At 51.1% G+C, this 20,375-nt stretch carries 19 protein-coding genes; 10 read left to right on the top strand and 9 right to left on the bottom strand.

Translation table 11 applies throughout. The features are described 5' to 3' along the window. The first annotated feature begins 92 nt into the window (after nucleotides 1-92). Complete coding sequence (locus AC6F7T_RS07065) at nucleotides 93-1,019, top strand: putative 2-dehydropantoate 2-reductase (RefSeq protein WP_500717358.1); 927 nt, start codon at nucleotides 93-95, stop codon at nucleotides 1,017-1,019. A gap of 70 nt (nucleotides 1,020-1,089) precedes the next feature. On the opposite strand, the gene znuB is transcribed toward AC6F7T_RS07065, so the two are convergent. From znuB to AC6F7T_RS07080, 3 genes are read right to left on the bottom strand one after another with little or no spacing between them, the layout of a single operon-like run. Then, complete coding sequence (gene znuB / locus AC6F7T_RS07070) at nucleotides 1,090-1,878, bottom strand: zinc ABC transporter permease subunit ZnuB (protein WP_500717360.1); 789 nt, start codon at nucleotides 1,876-1,878, stop codon at nucleotides 1,090-1,092. Continuing rightward, nucleotides 1,868-2,608 carry a zinc ABC transporter ATP-binding protein ZnuC gene (gene znuC, locus AC6F7T_RS07075; protein ID WP_500717362.1) on the bottom strand — a complete coding sequence of 247 codons (741 nt, stop codon included), beginning with the start codon at nucleotides 2,606-2,608 and terminating at the stop codon, nucleotides 1,868-1,870. The genes znuB and znuC overlap by 11 nt, the downstream gene beginning before the upstream one ends. Next, nucleotides 2,605-3,102, bottom strand: coding sequence for a transcriptional repressor (locus tag AC6F7T_RS07080; RefSeq protein ID WP_500717363.1), 498 nt, complete (start codon nucleotides 3,100-3,102; stop codon nucleotides 2,605-2,607). The genes znuC and AC6F7T_RS07080 overlap by 4 nt, the downstream gene beginning before the upstream one ends. 92 nt (nucleotides 3,103-3,194) lie before the next feature. Between AC6F7T_RS07080 and AC6F7T_RS07085 the strand changes: the two genes are divergently transcribed. Further along, nucleotides 3,195-4,118 (top strand): metal ABC transporter solute-binding protein, Zn/Mn family, encoded by a 924-nt coding sequence (locus AC6F7T_RS07085; protein WP_500717365.1) that lies wholly within the window; start codon nucleotides 3,195-3,197, stop codon nucleotides 4,116-4,118. Nucleotides 4,119-4,187: 69 nt separating this feature from the next. On the opposite strand, the gene AC6F7T_RS07090 is transcribed toward AC6F7T_RS07085, so the two are convergent. From AC6F7T_RS07090 to AC6F7T_RS07100, 3 genes are all read right to left on the bottom strand, one after another. After that, nucleotides 4,188-6,290, bottom strand: a complete 2,103-nt coding sequence (locus AC6F7T_RS07090; RefSeq protein ID WP_500717367.1) for a carboxy terminal-processing peptidase — start codon at nucleotides 6,288-6,290, stop codon at nucleotides 4,188-4,190. 142 nt (nucleotides 6,291-6,432) lie between these two features. Then, nucleotides 6,433-6,702 (bottom strand): hypothetical protein, encoded by a 270-nt coding sequence (locus tag AC6F7T_RS07095; RefSeq protein ID WP_500717368.1) that lies wholly within the window; start codon nucleotides 6,700-6,702, stop codon nucleotides 6,433-6,435. Nucleotides 6,703-6,729: 27 nt separating this feature from the next. Next, on the bottom strand, nucleotides 6,730-7,428 hold the full coding sequence (locus AC6F7T_RS07100; protein WP_500717370.1) for a diacylglycerol kinase: 699 nt from the start codon (nucleotides 7,426-7,428) through the stop codon (nucleotides 6,730-6,732). A 177-nt stretch (nucleotides 7,429-7,605) separates the two neighbouring features. Between AC6F7T_RS07100 and AC6F7T_RS07105 the strand changes: the two genes are divergently transcribed. The 3 genes from AC6F7T_RS07105 to AC6F7T_RS07115 all read left to right on the top strand — a co-directional run bounded on the left by AC6F7T_RS07105 (nucleotide 7,606) and on the right by AC6F7T_RS07115 (nucleotide 11,940). Beyond that, a complete protein-coding gene (locus AC6F7T_RS07105) occupies nucleotides 7,606-8,808 on the top strand; it encodes a S1 RNA-binding domain-containing protein (RefSeq protein WP_500717372.1) in 1,203 nt (400 codons plus the stop codon). Beyond that, on the top strand, nucleotides 8,805-10,184 hold the full coding sequence (locus AC6F7T_RS07110; RefSeq protein ID WP_500717374.1) for an MFS transporter: 1,380 nt from the start codon (nucleotides 8,805-8,807) through the stop codon (nucleotides 10,182-10,184). Before AC6F7T_RS07105 ends, AC6F7T_RS07110 begins: the two co-directional genes overlap by 4 nt. A 160-nt stretch (nucleotides 10,185-10,344) precedes the next feature. Continuing rightward, nucleotides 10,345-11,940 carry an ATP-binding protein gene (locus AC6F7T_RS07115; RefSeq protein ID WP_500717376.1) on the top strand — a complete coding sequence of 532 codons (1,596 nt, stop codon included), beginning with the start codon at nucleotides 10,345-10,347 and terminating at the stop codon, nucleotides 11,938-11,940. A 38-nt stretch (nucleotides 11,941-11,978) separates the two neighbouring features. On the opposite strand, the gene AC6F7T_RS07120 is transcribed toward AC6F7T_RS07115, so the two are convergent. Beyond that, the gene (locus AC6F7T_RS07120) at nucleotides 11,979-13,403 is read right to left on the bottom strand and encodes a sigma 54-interacting transcriptional regulator (RefSeq protein WP_500717377.1); all 1,425 of its coding nucleotides are present in this window, start codon (nucleotides 13,401-13,403) and stop codon (nucleotides 11,979-11,981) included. A 1,155-nt stretch (nucleotides 13,404-14,558) separates the two neighbouring features. Between AC6F7T_RS07120 and AC6F7T_RS07125 the strand changes: the two genes are divergently transcribed. The 5 genes from AC6F7T_RS07125 (at nucleotide 14,559) to AC6F7T_RS07145 (ending at nucleotide 18,758) form a co-directional block, all read left to right on the top strand. Beyond that, nucleotides 14,559-15,062: a cytochrome c3 family protein gene (locus tag AC6F7T_RS07125; protein ID WP_500717378.1), complete on the top strand. Its 504-nt coding sequence runs from the start codon at nucleotides 14,559-14,561 to the stop codon at nucleotides 15,060-15,062. Nucleotides 15,063-15,205: 143 nt separating this feature from the next. Beyond that, on the top strand, nucleotides 15,206-16,078 hold the full coding sequence (locus tag AC6F7T_RS07130; protein WP_500717379.1) for a 4Fe-4S dicluster domain-containing protein: 873 nt from the start codon (nucleotides 15,206-15,208) through the stop codon (nucleotides 16,076-16,078). After that, on the top strand, nucleotides 16,078-17,334 hold the full coding sequence (locus AC6F7T_RS07135; protein WP_500717381.1) for a polysulfide reductase NrfD family protein: 1,257 nt from the start codon (nucleotides 16,078-16,080) through the stop codon (nucleotides 17,332-17,334). The genes AC6F7T_RS07130 and AC6F7T_RS07135 overlap by 1 nt, the downstream gene beginning before the upstream one ends. Before the next feature lie 94 nt (nucleotides 17,335-17,428). Then, on the top strand, nucleotides 17,429-18,271 hold the full coding sequence (locus AC6F7T_RS07140) for a HAMP domain-containing protein (protein WP_500717382.1): 843 nt from the start codon (nucleotides 17,429-17,431) through the stop codon (nucleotides 18,269-18,271). After that, nucleotides 18,243-18,758, top strand: coding sequence for a menaquinol oxidoreductase (locus AC6F7T_RS07145; RefSeq protein WP_500717383.1), 516 nt, complete (start codon nucleotides 18,243-18,245; stop codon nucleotides 18,756-18,758). Before AC6F7T_RS07140 ends, AC6F7T_RS07145 begins: the two co-directional genes overlap by 29 nt. 120 nt (nucleotides 18,759-18,878) lie before the next feature. On the opposite strand, the gene AC6F7T_RS07150 is transcribed toward AC6F7T_RS07145, so the two are convergent. Together AC6F7T_RS07150 and AC6F7T_RS07155 are read right to left on the bottom strand one after the other, a co-directional pair. Then, nucleotides 18,879-19,541, bottom strand: coding sequence for a response regulator (locus AC6F7T_RS07150; RefSeq protein ID WP_500717384.1), 663 nt, complete (start codon nucleotides 19,539-19,541; stop codon nucleotides 18,879-18,881). Between the two features lie 32 nt (nucleotides 19,542-19,573). After that, a complete protein-coding gene (locus AC6F7T_RS07155) occupies nucleotides 19,574-19,798 on the bottom strand; it encodes a hypothetical protein (protein WP_500717385.1) in 225 nt (74 codons plus the stop codon). Between the last annotated feature and the right edge of the window lie 577 nt (nucleotides 19,799-20,375).

The following is a 20,375-nucleotide window of genomic DNA, read 5'->3' on the forward strand; positions in this document are numbered from 1 at the left end:
ATATATAGAAGGAAATTTTTCAGGTAAAAGACCTTGGCGGCCGTCTGCCAGGCTTTTGTTAGCTGCTTTCCCCTTAGCAAGGAGGAGTAATCATGCGTATTGCCATTGTTGGGGCTGGGGCACTGGGTCTGTACTATGGGGCCATGTTGCAGCGCAGTGGTGTTGATGTTCATTACCTGTTGCGGCGAGACTATGATGCTGTTGTCAGGCACGGGTTGACAGTCTATTCGATTCAAGGGGATTTTCACCTGCCGCAGGTCAAAGCTTACCCGGCTGTGGCAGAGATCGGGCAGGTCGATCTGGTAATTGTAGGACTCAAGACCTTTGCCAACCATCAGATGGCTGCGCTGATTCGCCCTTTATTAAAAAAAACAACCGCCATCCTGACGTTGCAGAATGGCCTGGGAAACGAGGACGTCCTGGCCGCGGCCTTTGGATCGGAGCGGGTTCTTGGTGGCATTGCTTTTTTGTGCAGCAATCGCGGTGAGCCTGGCGAGGTCCATCATCTCGGCGAAGGAAGGATTCGCCTGGGGGAATTTGCCGCCGGTTTGACCCCGCGCAGTGAGGCGCTGGCGGCCATGTTCAGGTCTGCCGGAGTCCCCTGTGAGGCGGTCGCGGATCTGCGCCGGGCGCGCTGGGAGAAGTTGGTCTGGAATATCCCTTTCAATGGTTTGTCGGCGTTGCTGGACAAGGATGTGACCGAAATACTGACCTTTGAGTCAACTCGTGAGCTGGTGCAGGAGTTGATGCTGGAGGTCATTGTCGCAGCCAATGCCCAGGGCTTGAGTCGCGAGATTGCCGGGCCGGAGTTCAGTGCCCAGATGATAGCCTTCACTGATCAGATGGATCACTATCGTCCAAGTATGCAGATCGATCGCGCAGAGGGCCGCCCCCTCGAGCTGGAAGCGATTTATGCGGTTCCATTGCGTCAGGCTGCAGCCGCCGGAATGCCAATGATCCGGGTTGATATGCTCTACCGACTGCTCCTCAGTGACGAGAAATTGAGTTCACTGTGCTGATAAGTCTACAACAGGCGTAACGATAAAGCTCCATCCTTGCCAGTGCTGAACAGTTACGAACAGGCCTGGGTTAATTTCCGGCAGGGACCAGAATCGATAGCAGGAAAATGACGCAAGCGACCACGACAATACTGGGGCCGGTTGGTGTGTCCCAGTAGTAGGATGCGCCCAATCCACCGGTCACAGCGCAGCAGCCAAAAACGCCGGCTAGCAACGCCATCCCCTCAGGACTGCCGGCAAAGCGGCGCGCCGTAGCTGCTGGAATGATCAGCAGGGAAGTGACCAGCAACAGCCCTACCACCTTCATCATCACCGCCACCGTCAGGGCAATCAGCGCCAGAAACAGGCTGTTGATGCGTTGCACTGCAATTCCTTCGACCCGCGCCAGATCCTCATGAATGGTGATCGCCAGCAGCGGTTGCCAGAGCCACAACAGACCCACCAGAGCCGTACCGCCGCCTACGTAGATCCACAGCAGATCGGTTATGCCGATGGCGAGGATGTCGCCGAACAGATAAGCCATCAGGTCGATGCGGAGGTTGGGCATAAATGCCAGTACAACCAATCCCAGCGACAGAGCGCCGTGGGACAGGATACCAAGTAAAGTGTCGTTGGCCAGCAGGCGCTGGCGCTGACCGATAAAGAGTAGAAGGGCGAGGAGCTGACATACCACAATCACGCCAAGAGTGAGGTTAATAGAAAGCAAAAAGCCAAGTGCGACACCAAGAAGTGCAGAGTGGGCAAGGGTGTCACCAAAGTAAGCGAGCCGTCGCCAGACCACAAAGGCGCCAAATGGCCCGGCAATCAAGGCTACGCCGAGGCCGCCGATCAGGGCGCGCAGGATAAAATCATCGAACATGGGAACAGCCTTCGTGGCGATCGAGATGATGAACGCGATCGTGCTGGTAAAGGGCAAGTTGACCATACATTTTCAGGTATTCGGGGTCGCTGGTCACCATGGCGGGGGTGCCGCTGCAGCAGATGTGGCGATTTAAACAGAGAACCCGGTCGGTAGCTGCCATCACCAGATGCAGATCGTGTGAGACCATCAATACCCCACATCCCTGTTCGCTGCGAATCTGGCCGATCAGTTGATAGAGCTCGATCTGGCCATGAACATCAACTCCCTGCACCGGCTCGTCGAGAATCAGCAGGTCGGGTTTGCGCAACAGCGCCCGGGCCAGCAGTACCCGTTGCGCTTCGCCGCCGGAGAGGTGACGCATGGCCGCAGTGAGAACGTGGAGGGCACCGGTCTGCTCAAGAGCGGCGCACAGATCAGTTTCTCCGAGCCCTTTACCGGCAAAGGAGAGAAAACGTTTAACTGAGAGAGGGAAGGTCGCGTCGAGCTCGAGGCGTTGCGGCATATAACCGATGGATAATCCGGCGCGCTGGACGATGGTACCGGATGATGGCTGCTGTAACCCCAGAACAACACGCAGCAGGGTTGTTTTGCCGGCACCGTTAGGTCCGATAACAGTGACTATCTCCCCCGGTTCAATGGCCAGGCTGACGTTGTCCAGCAGCTGGTTGTTGCCGAGGGTCAGATTGATATCATGAGCTATCAACAAGGATGAGGCGATGGCGGTCATTGCTTCTCCTTCATTGAAGAGCACTTGGGACACAGCCCCATGACTTCAACCGCACTGTCTTTCACAACAAAACCACATTGCCGGGCATTCTGACGAATAGATCGGGTAACGGTACTGGAATCATGCTCAGCGCAGGTTTTACAGCTGGTGCAAATCAAAAAATAGCCTTCGTGTGCTACTCGCGGACGGACACAGCCAACAAAAGCGTTCAGCGACGCGATGCGGTGGATAAGGCCAAGATTCAATAAAAAGTCCAGGGCCCGGTAAACAGTTGGTGGCGCCGTGCGCGACTCTTGCTGCAGGTTTTCAAGAATCTGATAGGCCCCGATCGGTTTGTGCTGTTGCCAGATCAATTCAAAAACTTTACGTCTAATGGTTGTAAAGCGCTGTCCTTGCTCATGGCAGATCTGTTCTGCCTCTGCGAAAGCGCGGTTTACACAACCTTGATGGTCATGGGCCGAATCAGCAAAAACAGATGGATAAGAAAGGTGCATTGACTATCTCCGGTGCTACTTGACTTATAAAATGGTACAATATAACATTTCACTTCTGGCTCCTATCCTAATTCATTCTCCGGAGAAAAACAATGAAGAGACGCTTTCTGTTCCTGTTGTTGCTGGTTGGTTTGGCCCTGCCGCTACAGGCCCAGCAGCCTCAGAGTCCCAAAGTAGTTGTGAGTATTAAACCGATACATTCCCTTACCGCTGCGATCATGGAGGGGGTTGGTGCTCCGCAGTTGCTGATTAAGGGTGCCGGTACCCCTCACGGGTATTCGTTGCGTCCGTCAGAAGCGCGGATGCTGGCAGATGCTGATCTGGTAATCTGGATTGGTGAGGGTCTTGAAACTTTTTTGGTTCGACCTTTAGTCAATCTAGGAGAAAAAGCGCAGCGGCTGGCAATAGCGGAACAACTCCGGTCAAAGATGCTGACGATCCGAGAAGGCGGAACCTGGGAAGGGCATCACGCACACGGCCATGACGCACATGACCGCGAAGAATGGGATTATCATCTGTGGACAAGTCCTCTGCTAACCAAAGAGATAGTCACACTGATTGCAGAACAGCTTATGACCGTTGATCCGGATCATGCGGCGACCTATGCAGCAAATGCCGCTTCATTAATCACCAAGCTTGACCAGTTGTACCATGAGGTTAAGAATCAGTTGCGCCCAGTGACTAAGGTTCCATACATTGTCTTTCATGATGCTTATCAGTACTTTGAACGGGATTTCGGTATGAACGCCGTTGGCTCGGTGACTATCGACACCGAGCGTTCCCCGGGGGTGCGGCGAGTGCAGGAAGTGCGCAGTAAAATCAGTGAACTTGGTGCGCGCGCGGTGTTTAGTGAGCCGCAGTTTCAATCGCGCATTGTAGCGACGGTGCTGGAAGGAACGGGGGCCGAAGCTGGTGTACTTGATCCACTGGGGGCGAATCTGGCAGAAGGTCCGCAGGCCTATTTCTCGTTGATCAGAGAGATGGGGTCAAGCATCCTGGCTACCCTGAAGGAGTAACAGAAAACCGCCCTGGCGAATAGCGATTAATGGCTTCGGCAGGGCGGTTGAGGTAAGGCAACAAAAAAGTCAGACTGACGCAAATGCCGATACCAGATCGTTAAGGATCTTCTTGCCTTCCTGGACATAGGGGTCATCGTTCAGGACTTCGGTCAGCGCCTCCTCCCGACTTTTGTCACCATTATCCATGTTCGGCGAAATCACCCCGTGGGGGGTGTTAAGGCTCTTTTGCTCTTCCTGCAACTGGCGGCGTTCTTTCAGCATTGTTTCAAGCTGCAGGGACTGGGTGGTTTGCTGACGGCGCTCGGCGGAACGCTGTGCGGCCTTGATGATGCTGACAAACTCTTTGTTATTACTAATTCGCTCGAGACTGCGTTGACGCAGATTTTCCAGGTTATCTGGTGGCCTCTTCCAGGAGCTGAATTTCGCAGGATCAATCCGATCCCAGGGAAGGGCATTCTCGATATATTTTTCACCACTTTCAAGGCCATCAAGGCGCGAAGGGAGAATGATGTCGGGGATAATGCCGCGCTCCTGGGTTGACTCACCGGTGATTCGGTAGAATTTCTGAATCGTCACCTTGGCCGCTCCCAAGGGCATGTACTGGGACATGCCGCGCAATCTGACAAAGCGATCGAGATCAAGAACCGCCTGAACCGTGCCTTTGCCGTGGGTGTGTTCATCGCCGACGATCAGGGCACGGCCATAATCCTGCAGGGCACCGGCCAGAATTTCTGACGCTGAGGCGCTGAAACGGTTCACCAGCACGATCATCGGACCATCGTAGGCAACATTTTTATTATCATCACGCATGGAACGAATGGCGCCGGAACTGTCACGCACCTGAACCACCGGTCCACCGTCAATAAAGAGGCCGGTCACGCTGACCGCATCGGTCAGGGAACCACCACCATTATTGCGCAGGTCGAGGATGAGCCCGGAGATTCCCTGTTCCTTTAACCGAAGCAGTTCATCGCGAGTATCGTCTGTGCTGTTACGCTCGGTTTTGCCGCTGTGATCACGATAAAATGAGGGGATTTTTACATAGCCGATGCGGGCGCCATTGATCCCGTCAATCAAAGTGCTTCTGACAAAAGATTCTTCGATTTCGACAACATCACGAATAATCGGTACCATCAGGCGGCGTCCATCCGGTTTGCGCAGGGTCAAGCGTACCTCGGTTCCCTTCTTGCCGCGAATCAGCGATACGGCATCGCGCAGGCGGGTATTGGTGACTTCAACCGGCTCGGCAGTTCCTTCAGCAACCTTGAGAATAATGTCGTCCGCCTCCAGTTGCCCCTGGCGCGCCGCAGCGCCGCCGGGAATCACCCGAACCACGCGAATAAAGCCGTCATCATCACGCAGGGTCGCACCGATTCCCTCTAATGACCCGCTCATCTGGATATCGAAATCTTCCTTGCTGGTCGGCGGCATGTAGTTAGTGTGAGGGTCATAGGCGCGGGCGATAGAGTCAAGATAGCGGTCGTAATGATCCTGCTCGGTTTCCGCCAGCATCCGGCTCAAGAAGGTGTTGTGAGCCTTGGCGACATTGTCACGCGATTTGTCCAACAGCTCGGCGTGGGATTCTTTATCAACCGGCAGTAATTCTCCGTGTTCATCAAGACCGATGTCATTTTCACGCAGGCTGATATAACGACTCAATAGCTGAAATTTGATGTTTTTGCGCCACAGTTCGCGCAGCTCGCTGAGATTAGCGGCAAATTCATATTTGTCCGGGTCGTTTTCGATCACCTCATCCGCGTCAGGGTCGATGGGTTCATCCAGGATCGTTGCGGTGAGGGTTTGTACCTGTCTGATCCTTTCCTGCAAGAGTTCTCTGCCGGTCAGGGGCAGATCCAGCCGTCCACGGCGAATGGCGTTGTCGATCTGGTTGCGGTGAACCTGTAACTGTTCGACATCTTCCTGAAGCAGAAAGCGTTTTTGTGGATCGAGCTGTTTTAAATAGAGGTCGAAAGCGGTCTGCGATAGCTGAATTTCGCTGAGTTTCTGGTTGTAATGCTGACTGCCCAGTTGCTGATGCAGGATATGGCCGAGTAAACGGGCGCGGTTGGTGTTAAGGGGCTCATCAGCTAAACCGATGGACGCTGTCTGCCACAGCAGCACCAGAACAATAAAGAAACTGCGAACCATTGTTTTCGTGAACAACGACATAAGCTCTCCAACGCCGGATGATGGCGGATGTTAGATGATTACCAAGGCAGTGTACCTCCGCTAAGCACCTCGTCGCAAGGTTGAATATCTGCACTTGTCTATGTGTAATTGCGCAGAGGGTATTACCAGGTCAGTTGTTTTACTAAAGAGGGATGCGCATTTTTTTACAGAAACTGCGCAACACCAGCTCGGCCTGACTCAGACGGGTCATGCGGTAGTTTTTTTGTTTAACCGCGTCGACATCTTCAAGGGCAACCTGCAGCTGACGCAGTTCGCGCTGAACCATTTCTAGATTGCTGAGCAGGGTTTTGAGCTGGCCCGGGGTATGGCCTTTGAGCATGGGCGGTGAAAGGCGGACAAAACCTTCGGACACTGCCTGGGCAAATTTTTTCGGGTTACCTGAAATGGTCATCAGTCTTCCTTTTAAGGGGGGCCGGGCTCAGCCAAACAGCAGAAACGCTAACAGGGTGACCACTGATCCCAGCAGTGCCCCGAGAAAAACCTCGCGCGGGGTATGGATGGCCATGATCAGCCGACTCTGACTGACAAGCAGCGCCAGAATCAACACCAGCAAACCGATCAGCAGCCCCGCGCCGGAGAGCATGGTCGATACAGCAATAGAAAATGCGACGGCAGAGTGACCGCTGGGCATGCCGCCATGCAGGGGAGAGCCGTGATTGAAGCGCGCCTTGAGCAGAATGACCAGAATAATAACCGCCAGCAGAGCGCCGACGGGTATCGTCCCTCCCGGTTCGCGAGTGAGGATTTGTGAGCGGTCAAACAAGGGGAAGATATGGCCGGACAGCACCAGATAACCAAGCACCACGGCACCGACGCTGGTGACCAGCACCGCACCGGCAGCAATATCTTTGGCCAGCTTGGCCAGTTCGTGATAATCCGGGGAAATCAGATCAACGACGGTTTCAATAGCAGTATTGATCATCTCGGCAAAAATCACCAGCAGAGCGGCCAGCACCAGCAGAAAAAATTCCAGTGCTGATACACGAAAGAACAGGGCGAGGAAGAGCACGGCCAGGGCCGCGACCAGGTGATAGCGGATATGGCGTTCACTCTTGGCCGCCCAGAGAATACCCTCGATGGCACAGTTGAGGCTTTCCAGCCAGCTTTTGGGTTTCATGGCTCCTCACGGTTGTTGATGTTGCCCTTTCTAACCTACGCAACCAACAGTAAAGATAGCAGGTTCGGCGACACGACACCAAGTCCATTTGCAGCGTTTACTTGGGAAGGATAAACAAGGTAGTCTTGCCGGCGAGACGCATATGAGCATCAGCCTAATCGCCAAAGGATGAATAACATGAATGATGATATCAACAACGACGAAGCAATGGGCATGGACGATGAGGACTTTGCCGCCATGTTTGAAGCGAGTCTGGCCGGGGTCGGACAGGAACTGCAAGCGGGAATGAAGATCACCGCAACGATTCTGCAAACAGGCTCTGAGTGGACTTTTCTTGACGTCGGTCAAAAGGGCGAGGGGGTGCTGGCGACGGCGGAACTGCTCGATGCCGAGGGGCAGTTAGCGGCGGCAGTTGGGGATCGGATCAGTGTGTATTTTATTTCGCGCAAGGACGGTGAATTGCGTTTCACCACCAAGATCGGTGGTTCCGGCTCAGGAACGGAACAACTGCAGCAGGCTTATCAGGGCGGTATTCCGGTTGAGGGGCGGATCGACAAAGAGATCAAGGGGGGGTATGAGGTCGCCCTGCCCGGCAATGTGCGTGCCTTCTGCCCTTTTTCCCAGGTCGGGTTGCGGCCGCTTGACGCGGGTGAACTGATCGGGCGTGCTTTATCCTTTCGTATTACCCAGTTTGGGGAACGCGGACGCAATATTGTCGTTTCTCACCGGATGCTGCTCGATGAAGAACGGAAGGAGCAGCGCGAGTCGTTGCGCCAGACGCTTAAAGAGGGACAGATGGTCACTGGTACAGTCACCAATCTGCGTGATTTTGGCGCCTTTGTTGATATCGGCGGGATTGAAGGATTGCTGCCGATTTCCGAGATCAGTTACGGTCGGGTGGCAGATATCAACACAGTTCTGGAGGTTGGCCGGCAGCTGGATCTGATCGTTAAAAAAATCGATTGGGCTGAAAATAGATTCTCCTTTAGTTTGCGTGACACCCTGGCCGATCCCTGGCTCAAAGTCGGCAGCAGCTATCAGGTCGGTGGAAAATATTCCGGCACAGTGAGCCGCCTGGCCCAGTTCGGGGCTTTTGTCACCCTCGAAGAAGGGATCGACGGGCTACTGCATATTTCCAAAATGGGGGACGGGCAGCGCATCCGCCACCCCCAGGATCTGTTCAGGGTCGGGCAGCAGCTTAAGGTGGTGATCGAAAAAATTGATGAAAGTGAAAAGCGTATTTCCCTGGCCCTGGCTGGAGCAGCCGATGAGGTTACCGAAACCAGTTACAGCGAGGACTCTACTGGAGCTGGAATGGGAACCCTGGGAGAACTGCTCAGGGCCGGGCAGCAGAAAAAAGCGCGTCGACAGCGCAAATGAGCCAGGGGGTTTCACGTTCTGCGGTGTTGTTTGCCGTCTGCATGGCTCATTTTCTCATGCCCTTTATGATGTCATCAGTGGGGATTGCCCTGCCGGTCATTGGTCGAGAATTTCATGCCAGCGCCCTGCAACTGGGACTGGTGGAAACTACCTACGTGCTGTCGGCGTCGATTTTTCTGTTGTCCATGGGGCGCTTTGGCGATATCCACGGGCGGCGCCGAATTTTCCAGAGCGGACTGCTCGTTTTTGGCGGGATGGGGGGGCTGATTTCCCAGGCCTGGTCGATTGAAACTGTCATCGTCCTGCGCTTTTTACAGGGGATGGGCGGTGCCATGGTGATGGCGACAACCATGGCGATGCTGGTTTCGACCTTTCCCGTGGCCGAGCGCGGCAGGGCCTTGGGAATCGCCGTCGCCAGTGTTTATGCCGGTATTTCCTGTGGTCCTTTTGTTGGCGGTTTATTGGTTGAATTGTTGGGCTGGCGCTCCATATTTTATCTGATCTTCCCTTTAAGCCTGCTGACCTGGGGCGTGACCCGGCTCAAAATCAAAATCGAATGGGCCGAGGCCAGTGGTGAGCCCTTCGACTGGCGTGGCGCCATAACCTACGCGGCAGCGGTGATGCTACTGGTGATCAGTGTTACCAATTTAAGCAACAGCGATTGGGCCTGGGCGACCCTGGTTCTGGCCAATCTACTGCTCGGACTGTTCTTTTTTCAGCAGTCACGTCACCCCTATCCGCTGCTTAATCTTGGATTGCTGCTCAATAACCGGGTCTTTGCCTTAAGCAACCTGGCCGCCCTGTTCAATTACGCGGCAACCTTCGGTGTCACTTTCTTTTTGAGTCTTTATCTGCAATATGTCAAAGGGATGAGCCCATCCCAGGCCGGTCTCATTTTGATTGTTCAACCGATTGTCCAGACCCTCTTTTCTCCCTTCTGCGGACGTTTGTCCGACCGGATTCCGGCCTCCTATGTGGCTACCACCGGGATGGCCCTGTGTGCTGTGGGTTTGGCCGTTGCCTCGACCCTTCAGGCTGAATCTGCCCTGAGGGTGGTTTATCTGTTGCTGGTATTGATGGGGCTCGGATTTGCCTTTTTCTCCTCTCCCAACGTCAGTCTGATCATGGGCAGTGTCGAACCCAAATATCTGGGGGTGGCATCGGGCCTCAATTCAAGCATGCGTACCCTCGGGATGATGACCAGTATGATGATCATTACCCTGATCTTTACCTATCTGATGAATGATCAGCCGGTAACAGCTGCAACCCAACAGCAGTTTCTTGCCAGTATGCGTCTGGCGCTGCTGATTTTCAGCGGACTCTGTGTTGTCGGTATCGGTTGTTCGCTGGGGCGGATTGCCAGACCGCGAAGTTGATTGTGGCGCGACTCCCAGCGGAAGGGCAAATCTATTATTGGCATAATTAGTGTATGTGAACAAGGGGTGTGAGTCTGCTGGTGTTGTAAAGGAATGGGGCGGTGCAGTGCTTGCCTCGAACCTAGTTTTCAATGCCCTTGATAGAATTCGGGAGTCGTTCATGCGCATTCGTCTGGCCATCAGATACAGCTTTTTTTCTGGTTTGGTTCTCCTGGTCGTCATGATTGTTTCGACCTTTTTCCATATCAACAAAGTTCAGGGTCTGTTTGCCGAGATCGCTATGAACGATGCCGATGCCTTGGCCGATCTGATTTTAAGAAACTCCTATCATTTAATGATGGAAGATGATCGTCGCCATCTTCAGTTATTGGTGGAAGAAGTCAGTGAAAGCCAAATGATCGAGCGGATCCGCATTCTTGGGCGCGAAGGGATTGTCAGTTTCTCAACGAATATCGCGGAAGTCGGGACCGCTTTGGATATGCAGGATGACTCCTGCGCCTTCTGCCATGTGGCCGACACTAAGGCTCTTGTTGATGTTCCTGTTGAAGAGCGAACACAGATGGTCGCCGGGCGCTATATGAACGTTACCCGAGGTATTTACAACGATCCCGGCTGTTTCACCGCCGCTTGCCATGTTCATCCACCCGATCAGGAAAAGATCGGCGTTCTTGACATGGCTGTGTCTATCGAACAGCTGGAAAAATTGACGGAAATGCACGAACGCGATGTTCTTATAATGATCGTCTTTATGCTGCTTGCCCTGATTCTGTGTCATGGCTTATTAACCAGAAAACTGATTGAGGCCCCAATAGAAAAGCTCCTTGAGCAAACGGCGGCACTGTCTGCGGGTGATTTAAGCGCTCGTGTGAAAAGCCTGACAAGGGATGAACTGGGTGAGTTGGGCAGGTCGTTTAATCTGATGGCGGACAACCTGCAGCGGGCTCAGTCCGAGCTGCAGCAATGGACGAATACCCTTGAACAACGGGTAAATGAACGCACAATGGCGATGTCGGAGATGCAGGAGCAGCTGATCAGGTCGGCGAAACTTGCTTCGCTAGGTGAGCTGGTGGCCGGCATCGCCCATGAAATAAACAATCCGTTGACCGGCATCCTGATGTTTTCGTCCCTATCGGCGAAACATCCCGACCTTCCTCCTCCGGTTAAGGAAAATCTCAAACTGATAATGACAGAGACCGACAGGTGCGCCAAAATTGTGCGTGGATTACTCGAATTTGCCCGGGAATCAATACCCGAGAAGAAACCCTCAGCGCTTAACAAGATTATCGAACAGACGATCGCGTTGGTGACCTATCAGGTTTTTTTTCAGGATGTTGAGATTGACTGTCGACTTGATCCCAATCTTCCCGAAATTGAACTTGATGTGGATCAATGGCAGCAGGTTCTGCTGAATATGTTTATTAATGCCGCTCAGGCCATGCCGCAAGGTGGTGTCCTGGTAGTGGCGAGTGAGTACATTGAAGAAAGAGGATTGGCGCAGATCAGGATCGAAGACAATGGCGAGGGGATTGACCAGGAGCATATTGACAAGATTTTTGACCCCTTCTTCTCAACCAAGGCTCAGAAGGGGCTCGGCCTGGGACTGTCGGTTTCCTACGGCATTATCAAAAATCATGGTGGCAATATCAAAGTAGAGAGTACCTTGGGGCAGGGAACCCGCTTTATCATCGAGCTTCCGGTCAAGGCAGGGAGCTCCCGGGAGACGGAGGACGCTGCAGATGATACCTCGACCAATTGAGGGGCCCGTCACGCTTGTCTGATCGGTAAGTAGCGTTACTATGAGGTATGGTTTTTAATCGAGATTCCCAGCTTTTTTAGCAGGGCCTGAAAGTTTGGCCTGAGCATTCCTGTTTCTTCTGCGGCTTTGGTGACGTTCCACTGGTTTCTTTCCAGAGCGGCCAGAACAAAGGCTTTTTCAATTGGTTCAACTGCCTGCTCGCGCACCCTGCGCTTGGCCTCCTTAAGCTCTTCACTGTTCAAGGGTGCCGGGCTTTGTTCATCGCTGCTTGGGCTGTCGCCATTTTCCGGTAATTCCAGAACCTCCCGCTGGATGATCTCTCCTTGCGTCAATACCACCGCCCGTTCGATGATGTTTTCCAGTTCGCGCACATTGCCGCGAAAGGGGTATTGGTCTAGAGCCGTCATGGCATCGGTAGAAAGCCCTTTGATTTCCTTGCCAATCTCCTTGGAAAATTTGTGCAGAAAGTAGTTGATCAATAGCGGAATATCACCATTGCGTTCGCGCAGGGGCGGAAGTCCAATGGGAATGATATTAAGGCGGAAATAAAGGTCCTCGCGAAAAGTGCCTTCTTTAACCATGATGTCCAGGGCGCGATTGGTGGCTGCAACCAGGCGGATGTCAATTGGCGTCGCTTTGGTGCCACCGATAGCGGTGACTTCGCGTTGCTGAAGAACCCGTAACAACTTGGCCTGAGTCGCCATGCTCAGGTTGGCAATTTCATCAAGAAAAAGGGTGCCGCCACTGGCAATACAGAAAAGGCCGGGTTTTGAGTGGGTCGCCCCGGTAAATGAGCCTTTGACATGACCAAAAAGCTCACTTTCCAGCAAATTTTCCGGTAATGAATTGCAATCAACGGCGACAAAAACTTCTTGCTTGCGGGTACTGCTGCTGTGGATGGCGCGAGCGACCAGTTCCTTGCCCGTTCCACTTTCACCGGTAATCAGGACGGTGCTGTTGGTTGGCGCAACCTTTAAGATGCGTTGAAAAACCTTTTGCATTGGCGTGCTTCGGCCAATAAATGACGCAGAGATTCCTTTTAGGGCCGTGTTGTCAGTATCCGTTTTCTCCAGTCTCTGTTCCTGCACGCGCTGGCGGATAGCTGCCTGAACTTTTTCTACAATACGATCCGGCAGGAAGGGCTTGGTCAGATACTCGAAGGCGCCGTTTTTCATGGCATCGACAGCAGAGTCGATGGTGGCAAATCCGGTGACGATGATTACCGGCACATCGGGCTGTAAAATTTGAATGGTTTTAAGGACTTCCAGTCCGTTCATGATCGGCATTTTGAGGTCGCTGATCACCACGCTGAAGTCGCTTTTCTGTAATTTTTCAAGACCTGCCTTGCCGTCAGCAGCGACTTCAACCTCAAACCCTTCGAGGTTCAATGTCTGGCGAATTCCCTCGCGAATGACGGCTTCGTCATCAATGACCAGAATTTTATGCATAGTATGTTCACCCATGCTGCCAACATCACCTTTCCGTTTATCTGCAGGATAGAATCGAAAGAATAACCGGATTCTTTGTGTCATGAACCGGGTGAATCCCTCCGGCAGCAATTTTCAAGCCAATATGAGGTGGTGTTAAGGCCTGAGAGTTTGTTTCGCATCTGTCGGTGAGCGCAGAAGCTTCCCGCTAAAAACAGATGTGATGCTAGTAAGAGGTATACAGCGAGTCAAGCCTTAACTCTGTGATAGCTGGTTAGCAGAGTAAAAGGTTCGGCGTATAAGTTTGGCGTATAAATTTTATATTTGATACATCAAAAATAAAGTTTATCTATCGGAAAACGGATTGACTGATCTGTTTTATTGATGCTGGTGTATAAATTTTATATTCATCGAGCGGGGCATGATCTCCTGCGGATGGCCTGCCCTGGCACCAGGTGAAGATGCATCGATGACTGTTGACGGCCGCTGGTTCAGGGGATGAGCGACGACCATTGGTTGGGATGCGCAACAAAAAACTACAACGGGCAAGATATCGTTCCTTCGGTATTCCGTCGGCAAAGCACTGTATAAAAATAATATTTATTGGTTATGACCGCCTGGTTTCGGTGTCTTGACGTAATTCTTGAGCTCTTTTCCGGTTTTTAATGTGGCCAGTGTATAAAAGAAAAATACACTAAGCGGCCTGTCATCTTCCCTCCATTTTTTCTCTTGCGTAGTCTCTTGTTATGTCAAAGTACAATGAAAACAAGAAGATACGGCCCATTGGCAAGCTGTTTACAGGTCTGGCACGCACTCTGCAGATGATCGCAATGACCTGATCAGTCGAGCTCAACCGAGGGAGTGAAAATTTTGTAAACATCTGGATGATTATTTTTTGTTTTTTGTTTTATTGATTTTATTCACTGAAAAAACTGCCTATTCAAAAAGAAGGAGCACCTGCCATGGTTGATTTTTTTTTAACGGTCGGACAAGTTGAACAAATTTACACAGTAGTTGATTTTTATACCTACATCAAAGGGCTTGAATATCTAATTTGTTTATTGTTGTTCGCTATATTTCCTATATTTTACCGATATATCCATGGTGGAAACAATAAAAATAAAAGTTAAATTAAATGCAATGTTCGGCAAGTTTGATTGTTCACTGAACAAATAGCAAGGAGTAGAAACTATGGCAAATTCCGCTAAAACAATCATGAAAGGAGCGCTAGCGCTGCTTTTTTTCTTTTCTCTTTTCATGAATTGTTATGCAACAGAAAGTTATCCGGGAGAAATTTATATTGATATTCTAGCGAACCATTATCAGGCGGTTGTCTTTGATCATGATCTGCATGTCATGGTTTCAGAAGGGTGCGCCACATGTCATCACCACACGACGGGTATGCCGGTAATCAATACCTACTGTGCCAGCTGTCATAGCGCTGACGAGTCTGCTGCGACCGTTTCATGCCAGGGTTGTCATTCAAAAGAACCGGTTACCGCCGGCAGTATGCAGCAGGAAAGAGCGGCTTTTGTTTTTCATGATGATAAGCCTGACCTGAAAGGAGCATATCACCTGAGTTGTCTCGGCTGTCATCAGCAGATGGGGGCTCCGACCGGTTGTCAGGATTGTCATGCCAGAACAGAAGCGGGAGACAGGTTTTTCAACTCCGGCATGTTCGCCCCGGCGCACTGACCCGGCGCACTGAGGTGACGCTCCGCTGTAATAATCCTGATCGTGGGAGATGAGTAAATTTCAACCAAGGAGATTTGGTTATGTGTAATATTTCCAGGAGAAAATTTTTAGCTGGTAGCGTAGCAGGAGGGGCTGCGATTGCAATGGCGCCCGCCAAAAAGGCCTTTGGAGCCAATCTGTCGGGATTTCCAGATGGCCTTGGTGTGCTGGTGGACATGACTCGCTGTGTTGGTTGTCGCAGCTGCGAGGCGGCCTGTAATAAAGAACAGAACCTGCCGGAACCGGACAAGGCCTTTGATGACTATACGGTCTTTGATGAGCGCCCGCACGGTCAGCATCGTCGTCCGACTGAAAAAGCCTATACCGTCGTTAACCGTTACGATCAGGCTGACGGGGAGAAAGTCTATCGGAAGATTCAATGCAATCATTGTAATGAGCCCGCCTGTTTAACTTCCTGTTTTGTTAATGCCTATAAGAAAACCCCGGAGGGAGCCGTCACCTATAATGACAAGGTGTGTGTTGGTTGTCGAAATTGTATGGTTGCCTGCCCCTTTAATATCCCAGCTTTCAGCTATAGCTCAGCTTTTAACCCAATTATCAAGAAATGTATTTTCTGTTACGACACCCGCTTGAAAAATGGACAGGCTCCAGCATGTGTCGAGATTTGCCCCCAGCAGGTGATGCTATTTGGCAAGCGTCAGGAACTGATCAAGATTGCCCATGATCGGATGAGACGAAATCCTGGAAAATATGTGGAGACCCTTTATGGGGACAAAGAAGTCGGTGGTACCGGCTGGCTTTATCTGTCCCATGTGCCCTTTAAGGAAGCAGGCTTTAACGTTTCTCTTCCCAACGAGCCGATTATCAATAATGTCAAGGATTTCCTTGCTATCGTGCCGATGGTGCTGGCGATCTGGCCGGCTCTTTTTACTGGATTCCATCTGCTCTCCACCAAGGGAAAGTCGCATGGGCATGCAGATAATCACCGTCATGATGGACAGGAGGGCCACGAATAATGAAGACCTTACTAAAAGAGGGTATCAAGCCTCATGATGGAGCAACAAGGGTAGACGGTAAGAAATGGAGTTTGATGGAAAAACTTCTTCTTGGACTGACCTTAGATCAATATGTTCAACAGGTTATACGCAACAAATTCAACTGGCTTTTGGCCGCCATTTTCATTGTCGGTGTTCCTCTAATTATCTATCGTTTTGTTTTTGGGCTGGGTGTTGTGACCCACAGCTCTTATGAATATCCCTGGGGGTTGCTCCTTGGCTTTGGTTTGTTCTGTATGGTTCCGCTCTCGGCATCGGGATTCATGCTGGGGACGACTGTCGAGATTTTTGGCCGTCATGATTTTGAGCCGATTGAACGTCTGGCGTTGCTCAACGGTTTATTGGGATACTTCTTTGCCGTTGTTTATCTGCTCGTCGATTTAGGCCAGCCGTGGCGGTTGGCATATCCCATGGTTTATTCCTTCGGGCCGGCTGCGGTTCTCTTTCTGGTTGGCTGGCACGTTGCCACCTACCTGTCGGTCCAGATTGCGGAAGTCTCAACCGCCTTCTTTGAGTGGATTGGCTTCCGGCGCGGCTATGAGTTTATTCGCAAGGGAACTATTGGCCTGACCGTCTCAGGTATTATTCTGTCAACCCTGCACCAGGGCGCCCTGGGAGCCTTGTTTGTTTACGCGCCCGGTAAAGTCCATCCGCTCTGGTATTCGGCACCTTTTCAATGGATACACTTTTTTGTGTCTTCTATCCCCGCTGGTCTTTCCATGGTCATCTGCGTCAGCACAGTTGTTATCTATACGATGAAATGGCGCTGTGATAAACGATTTATTGAAAGCCTTGATCGGATTACCATTTCACTGGCCAAGGGCGCCGCTATGGGGCTTATTACCTATCTTTTTATCAAATTTCTGGCCGTTGCTCACGACAATGAGTGGGCGTATCTGGCGACCGGCTGGGGAGCCTGGTGGCTGTTTGAGATCTTTTTCGGGGTGGTGCTGGCATTGATTAGTTTTTGCGTTGGCATTCATCACAAAAATGTTGCTCTCTGTCGTCTTGGTGCCTTGATCACCGTCCTGGGTATTTTGCTAAACCGCCTGAATACCTCTCTGATTACTTTTAACTGGGAGCTCTACCAGGAGGTGCCCCATGTGTTTGAGATCATTATTTCAATTACTATTTTTGCGCTGTATATTGCAACATACCGATTTATTTTGAACCGACTGCCGATTCTCTACCAGTACAAATCAGGAGTAGATAGCTAGCAGTTTTTGCAGGAAAGCTTTAACCGACGGCAGCTGCGAGGTTGCCGTCGGTACCGTACAACAGTTTTCCCTCCGCAGGGCAAGGAGTAGGCCTATGTTCGATAACCTGATAGCCAGAGCTATTGTCCCGGTGACCATTGCGGTGACGGGATTTGTTATTTTCGGCTGTTTGTTTTTGTATTCATTTATTAAGGCTGATATGACAGCTGAGGCGGTTCGCCATGTCGATGGGCTGGCTGAAACGGTTGTCAGGGCGACTCACTATGCCATGATGAAAGATGATCGCGACTCATTGAGGAATATTCTTTCCAATGTCAATCAGCTTCCGGAAGTTGAAAGGATCAGGATTTATGACCTGGCCAGTCAGCCGAAGTTTTCCGACATGGAAGGGGTGACCGCGCCGGGGTCCTTTGCTGTCAAGGTAGATGCCTGGTCGTCAAATATTGTGCGGGGAACCCTTCTTGATCGTCAGCTGACTCAACATGAAGTAGATCATGATCATGGGTTTATTGCGGTCAATATACCGATCCTTAACGAGCCGAAATGTTCCACCTCATGCCATTTTCACGATGAGGTCGAGCCGGTTCTTGGATTTTTGAGTCTGGGATTCTCCAGTTCCCATCTGGAAAACACCCTTGCCGTACTCAGAACCCGAATGATAGTGTTCAGCATCATGGTGCTGTTCCTGACCGTTGGCGGCGTAGCGGCGCTGTTGCGCATGAATCTGTTTCTGCCGATTCTGCAACTGGCCTACGATATGGAAAAGGCCGGCAAGGGGGCGCCGGAGTCTGAATTATCACCGCCGAATCGAAAATTGAGTCGTCTGGGCAGCGATTTTCGGTTGCTGGTTAAGCAGCGTGATGAAGCCTTGCAACGACTGAACAGGGTCGAAGCAGTCAGGGGTGGCGATGACAGAGACGAACAAGCAGACAAATGAAGAACCGCTGCCGGATATAAGTCCACTGCAGAAGCAGGTTCAAAATAAAATCAAGCGTTTTGAATTGTTGTCCGGTACCGGTCTCTGGATACTGGCCTTTTTTACCGCCCTAAGTATTGGCGCCTTCCGCAATTTCGATTTTTTGCCCTCCTTGAGTGACGGTATTCGAAATCTACTGGGCGCAGGACCTCCTATCAACTATATCAACTGGGCTCTGGTTGTTTACGGATTCTCTGCCCTGATCCTGTTATTGACCCAGATGGCCAGTAACAAGCCCCCCAAAAACTCCCTGTCACACTTTGCATATCTCTGTGCTTTTTTTCTTTTTTATCATTTTTCAGGGGGGTTGCAGGAGAACTTCTGGGCCATATTTACCGTCGGATTAACGATCCTGAGTTTGCAGAGTTACTATGTCTGGAACTACTATCATGAAAAAATTCAGGAACAAAAAGGGATACTTGAGGAACTCGATAAATTAGCGGAATAATATTGTCTGCGCTATTACCAGGGCGGGAAGTTAACAGGTTAACAACACAGAGCCCATGACACCGACGGTTGGAGTCATGGGCTCTGTGTTGTTTTAACCGGCTGCCACCAACCTAAAAGATTATCTCATCTTGACATAAACGCGGTTTTGCTTCTGATCGGCGAAATTTTTCGCTGCTGTTTTTGTCATGCCGAACAGAGCCAGCAGGGCGGGCACAAGTTGGGCAACAATCAGCAACGCGCAAAATCCGACGAAGAGTAATATCAACAAGCCACTGTTGTAGGTAACGCTGGTATCAACAGCGAGTACCGGGGTGGCAACGAGCAATGTCAACATCAGGGTAGAGAACAGGGATCTGATCGGCATCATGGCTCCTTCCTTTAAGTTGAAACGATTGTTGCCGGCGATTTCAGAATATTTTTTGAAAGCACAGCGAACAACCTGTTTGATCTCTTCATGGTGATCTTCCGTTGCTGAGCGCAAGGCATGGTAGAAGATCCCTTCCTGACGAATCTTGCGTACCAGATTCATCGGCATATCGTCGGTGACCAGAATAATTGAAATATTGCGATTGCATTTTTTAAGCAGCGGTATCAGTTTGACAACATTGTCTTCATCGTACTCGCCGTCAAGCACAACGACCTGAATCTCCCTGTTGATGATTTTCTCCAGGGCATTAGCGACAACGTCTGTTTTGATAATATGATAGTTGTCTTCCTTAAAGAGCTCAGCAACCGCATCGCGCGCCTGTCGGCTTTTATTTGCTATAAGTAGTCCTTGCATGGCCGTTACCTTTCTTGGCAGAAAATGGTGGTCTAGCGAGAAGCCTTGACCTCTTTGCGATCGCGACCAAACAGTCCTCGCAAAATGCCTATCATCATCAGGATTGCCGGTACCAGCTGAAAGATAATAATCAGCGCGAAAAATCCGATAAACAGGGAGATAAGCAGACCACCTCCCGGTCCGCTGGCGGGAGCGGCGGCAAAAGCCGTGGAGGTGAGAGCGCACAGCGCGATAAAAATACGGAAAATGTTTTTCATGATGACCTCCTTGTTCAATGGTGACATCCTTGTATAAGCAGGCTTTGTGCCAACTCCGGCGGTTTCCGCTATATGTATCTAGCTAGCCGAAATTACTCAGTCTTTTCCAGCAGGATTAGCCGTTGCGCAGGGCCCACCAGGTCCAGTTATGTATAATGGGCACATACAGTTTTTACTGGAAATACCTGGTTGTGCCGCTGAAACTAGCTGTTATTGTGTGTGTTTTTTATTTTGAGGCGGGTCTGGCAGAAATCAGCTACGGATATATTATTTATATTCAAGTAACTATTCAGCTCTATCCTTGCGCAGGGCCTTTGAATCCTGTGGCAAGGGTTTTTGTCGCCATGGACGGCGACAAAAAGCGGTCATGGATGACCCAACGGGAAACAATCGCGTCCCTTGACATCGGATTCAACGACCCGGTGCTGAACAGATGCCTGATATTAATACAGTAGAACAACAGGAGCTTCGGCATGAATTATAAAAGCATTCTGGTCCATATCGATGACCGCCCGACCTGTTCGACACGGACGGCTGCCGCAGTCGGGCTGGCGGCTCAACACCAGTCACTGTTGAC

Source organism: Pelovirga sp., from assembly GCF_059864205.1.

What these genes read in the sequence shown, in the direction of transcription:
- AC6F7T_RS07065 (WP_500717358.1), top strand. Translation starts at nt 93, where the DNA reads ATGCGTATTGCCATTGTTGGGGCTGGGGCACTGGGTCTGTACTATGGG.
- znuB (WP_500717360.1), bottom strand. Translation starts at nt 1,878, where the DNA reads ATGTTCGATGATTTTATCCTGCGCGCCCTGATCGGCGGCCTCGGCGTA.
- znuC (WP_500717362.1), bottom strand. Translation starts at nt 2,608, where the DNA reads ATGACCGCCATCGCCTCATCCTTGTTGATAGCTCATGATATCAATCTG.
- AC6F7T_RS07080 (WP_500717363.1), bottom strand. Translation starts at nt 3,102, where the DNA reads ATGCACCTTTCTTATCCATCTGTTTTTGCTGATTCGGCCCATGACCAT.
- AC6F7T_RS07085 (WP_500717365.1), top strand. Translation starts at nt 3,195, where the DNA reads ATGAAGAGACGCTTTCTGTTCCTGTTGTTGCTGGTTGGTTTGGCCCTG.
- AC6F7T_RS07090 (WP_500717367.1), bottom strand. Translation starts at nt 6,290, where the DNA reads ATGTCGTTGTTCACGAAAACAATGGTTCGCAGTTTCTTTATTGTTCTG.
- AC6F7T_RS07095 (WP_500717368.1), bottom strand. Translation starts at nt 6,702, where the DNA reads ATGACCATTTCAGGTAACCCGAAAAAATTTGCCCAGGCAGTGTCCGAA.
- AC6F7T_RS07100 (WP_500717370.1), bottom strand. Translation starts at nt 7,428, where the DNA reads ATGAAACCCAAAAGCTGGCTGGAAAGCCTCAACTGTGCCATCGAGGGT.
- AC6F7T_RS07105 (WP_500717372.1), top strand. Translation starts at nt 7,606, where the DNA reads ATGAATGATGATATCAACAACGACGAAGCAATGGGCATGGACGATGAG.
- AC6F7T_RS07110 (WP_500717374.1), top strand. Translation starts at nt 8,805, where the DNA reads ATGAGCCAGGGGGTTTCACGTTCTGCGGTGTTGTTTGCCGTCTGCATG.
- AC6F7T_RS07115 (WP_500717376.1), top strand. Translation starts at nt 10,345, where the DNA reads ATGCGCATTCGTCTGGCCATCAGATACAGCTTTTTTTCTGGTTTGGTT.
- AC6F7T_RS07120 (WP_500717377.1), bottom strand. Translation starts at nt 13,403, where the DNA reads ATGGGTGAACATACTATGCATAAAATTCTGGTCATTGATGACGAAGCC.
- AC6F7T_RS07125 (WP_500717378.1), top strand. Translation starts at nt 14,559, where the DNA reads ATGGCAAATTCCGCTAAAACAATCATGAAAGGAGCGCTAGCGCTGCTT.
- AC6F7T_RS07130 (WP_500717379.1), top strand. Translation starts at nt 15,206, where the DNA reads ATGGCGCCCGCCAAAAAGGCCTTTGGAGCCAATCTGTCGGGATTTCCA.
- AC6F7T_RS07135 (WP_500717381.1), top strand. Translation starts at nt 16,078, where the DNA reads ATGAAGACCTTACTAAAAGAGGGTATCAAGCCTCATGATGGAGCAACA.
- AC6F7T_RS07140 (WP_500717382.1), top strand. Translation starts at nt 17,429, where the DNA reads ATGTTCGATAACCTGATAGCCAGAGCTATTGTCCCGGTGACCATTGCG.
- AC6F7T_RS07145 (WP_500717383.1), top strand. Translation starts at nt 18,243, where the DNA reads ATGACAGAGACGAACAAGCAGACAAATGAAGAACCGCTGCCGGATATA.
- AC6F7T_RS07150 (WP_500717384.1), bottom strand. Translation starts at nt 19,541, where the DNA reads ATGCAAGGACTACTTATAGCAAATAAAAGCCGACAGGCGCGCGATGCG.
- AC6F7T_RS07155 (WP_500717385.1), bottom strand. Translation starts at nt 19,798, where the DNA reads ATGAAAAACATTTTCCGTATTTTTATCGCGCTGTGCGCTCTCACCTCC.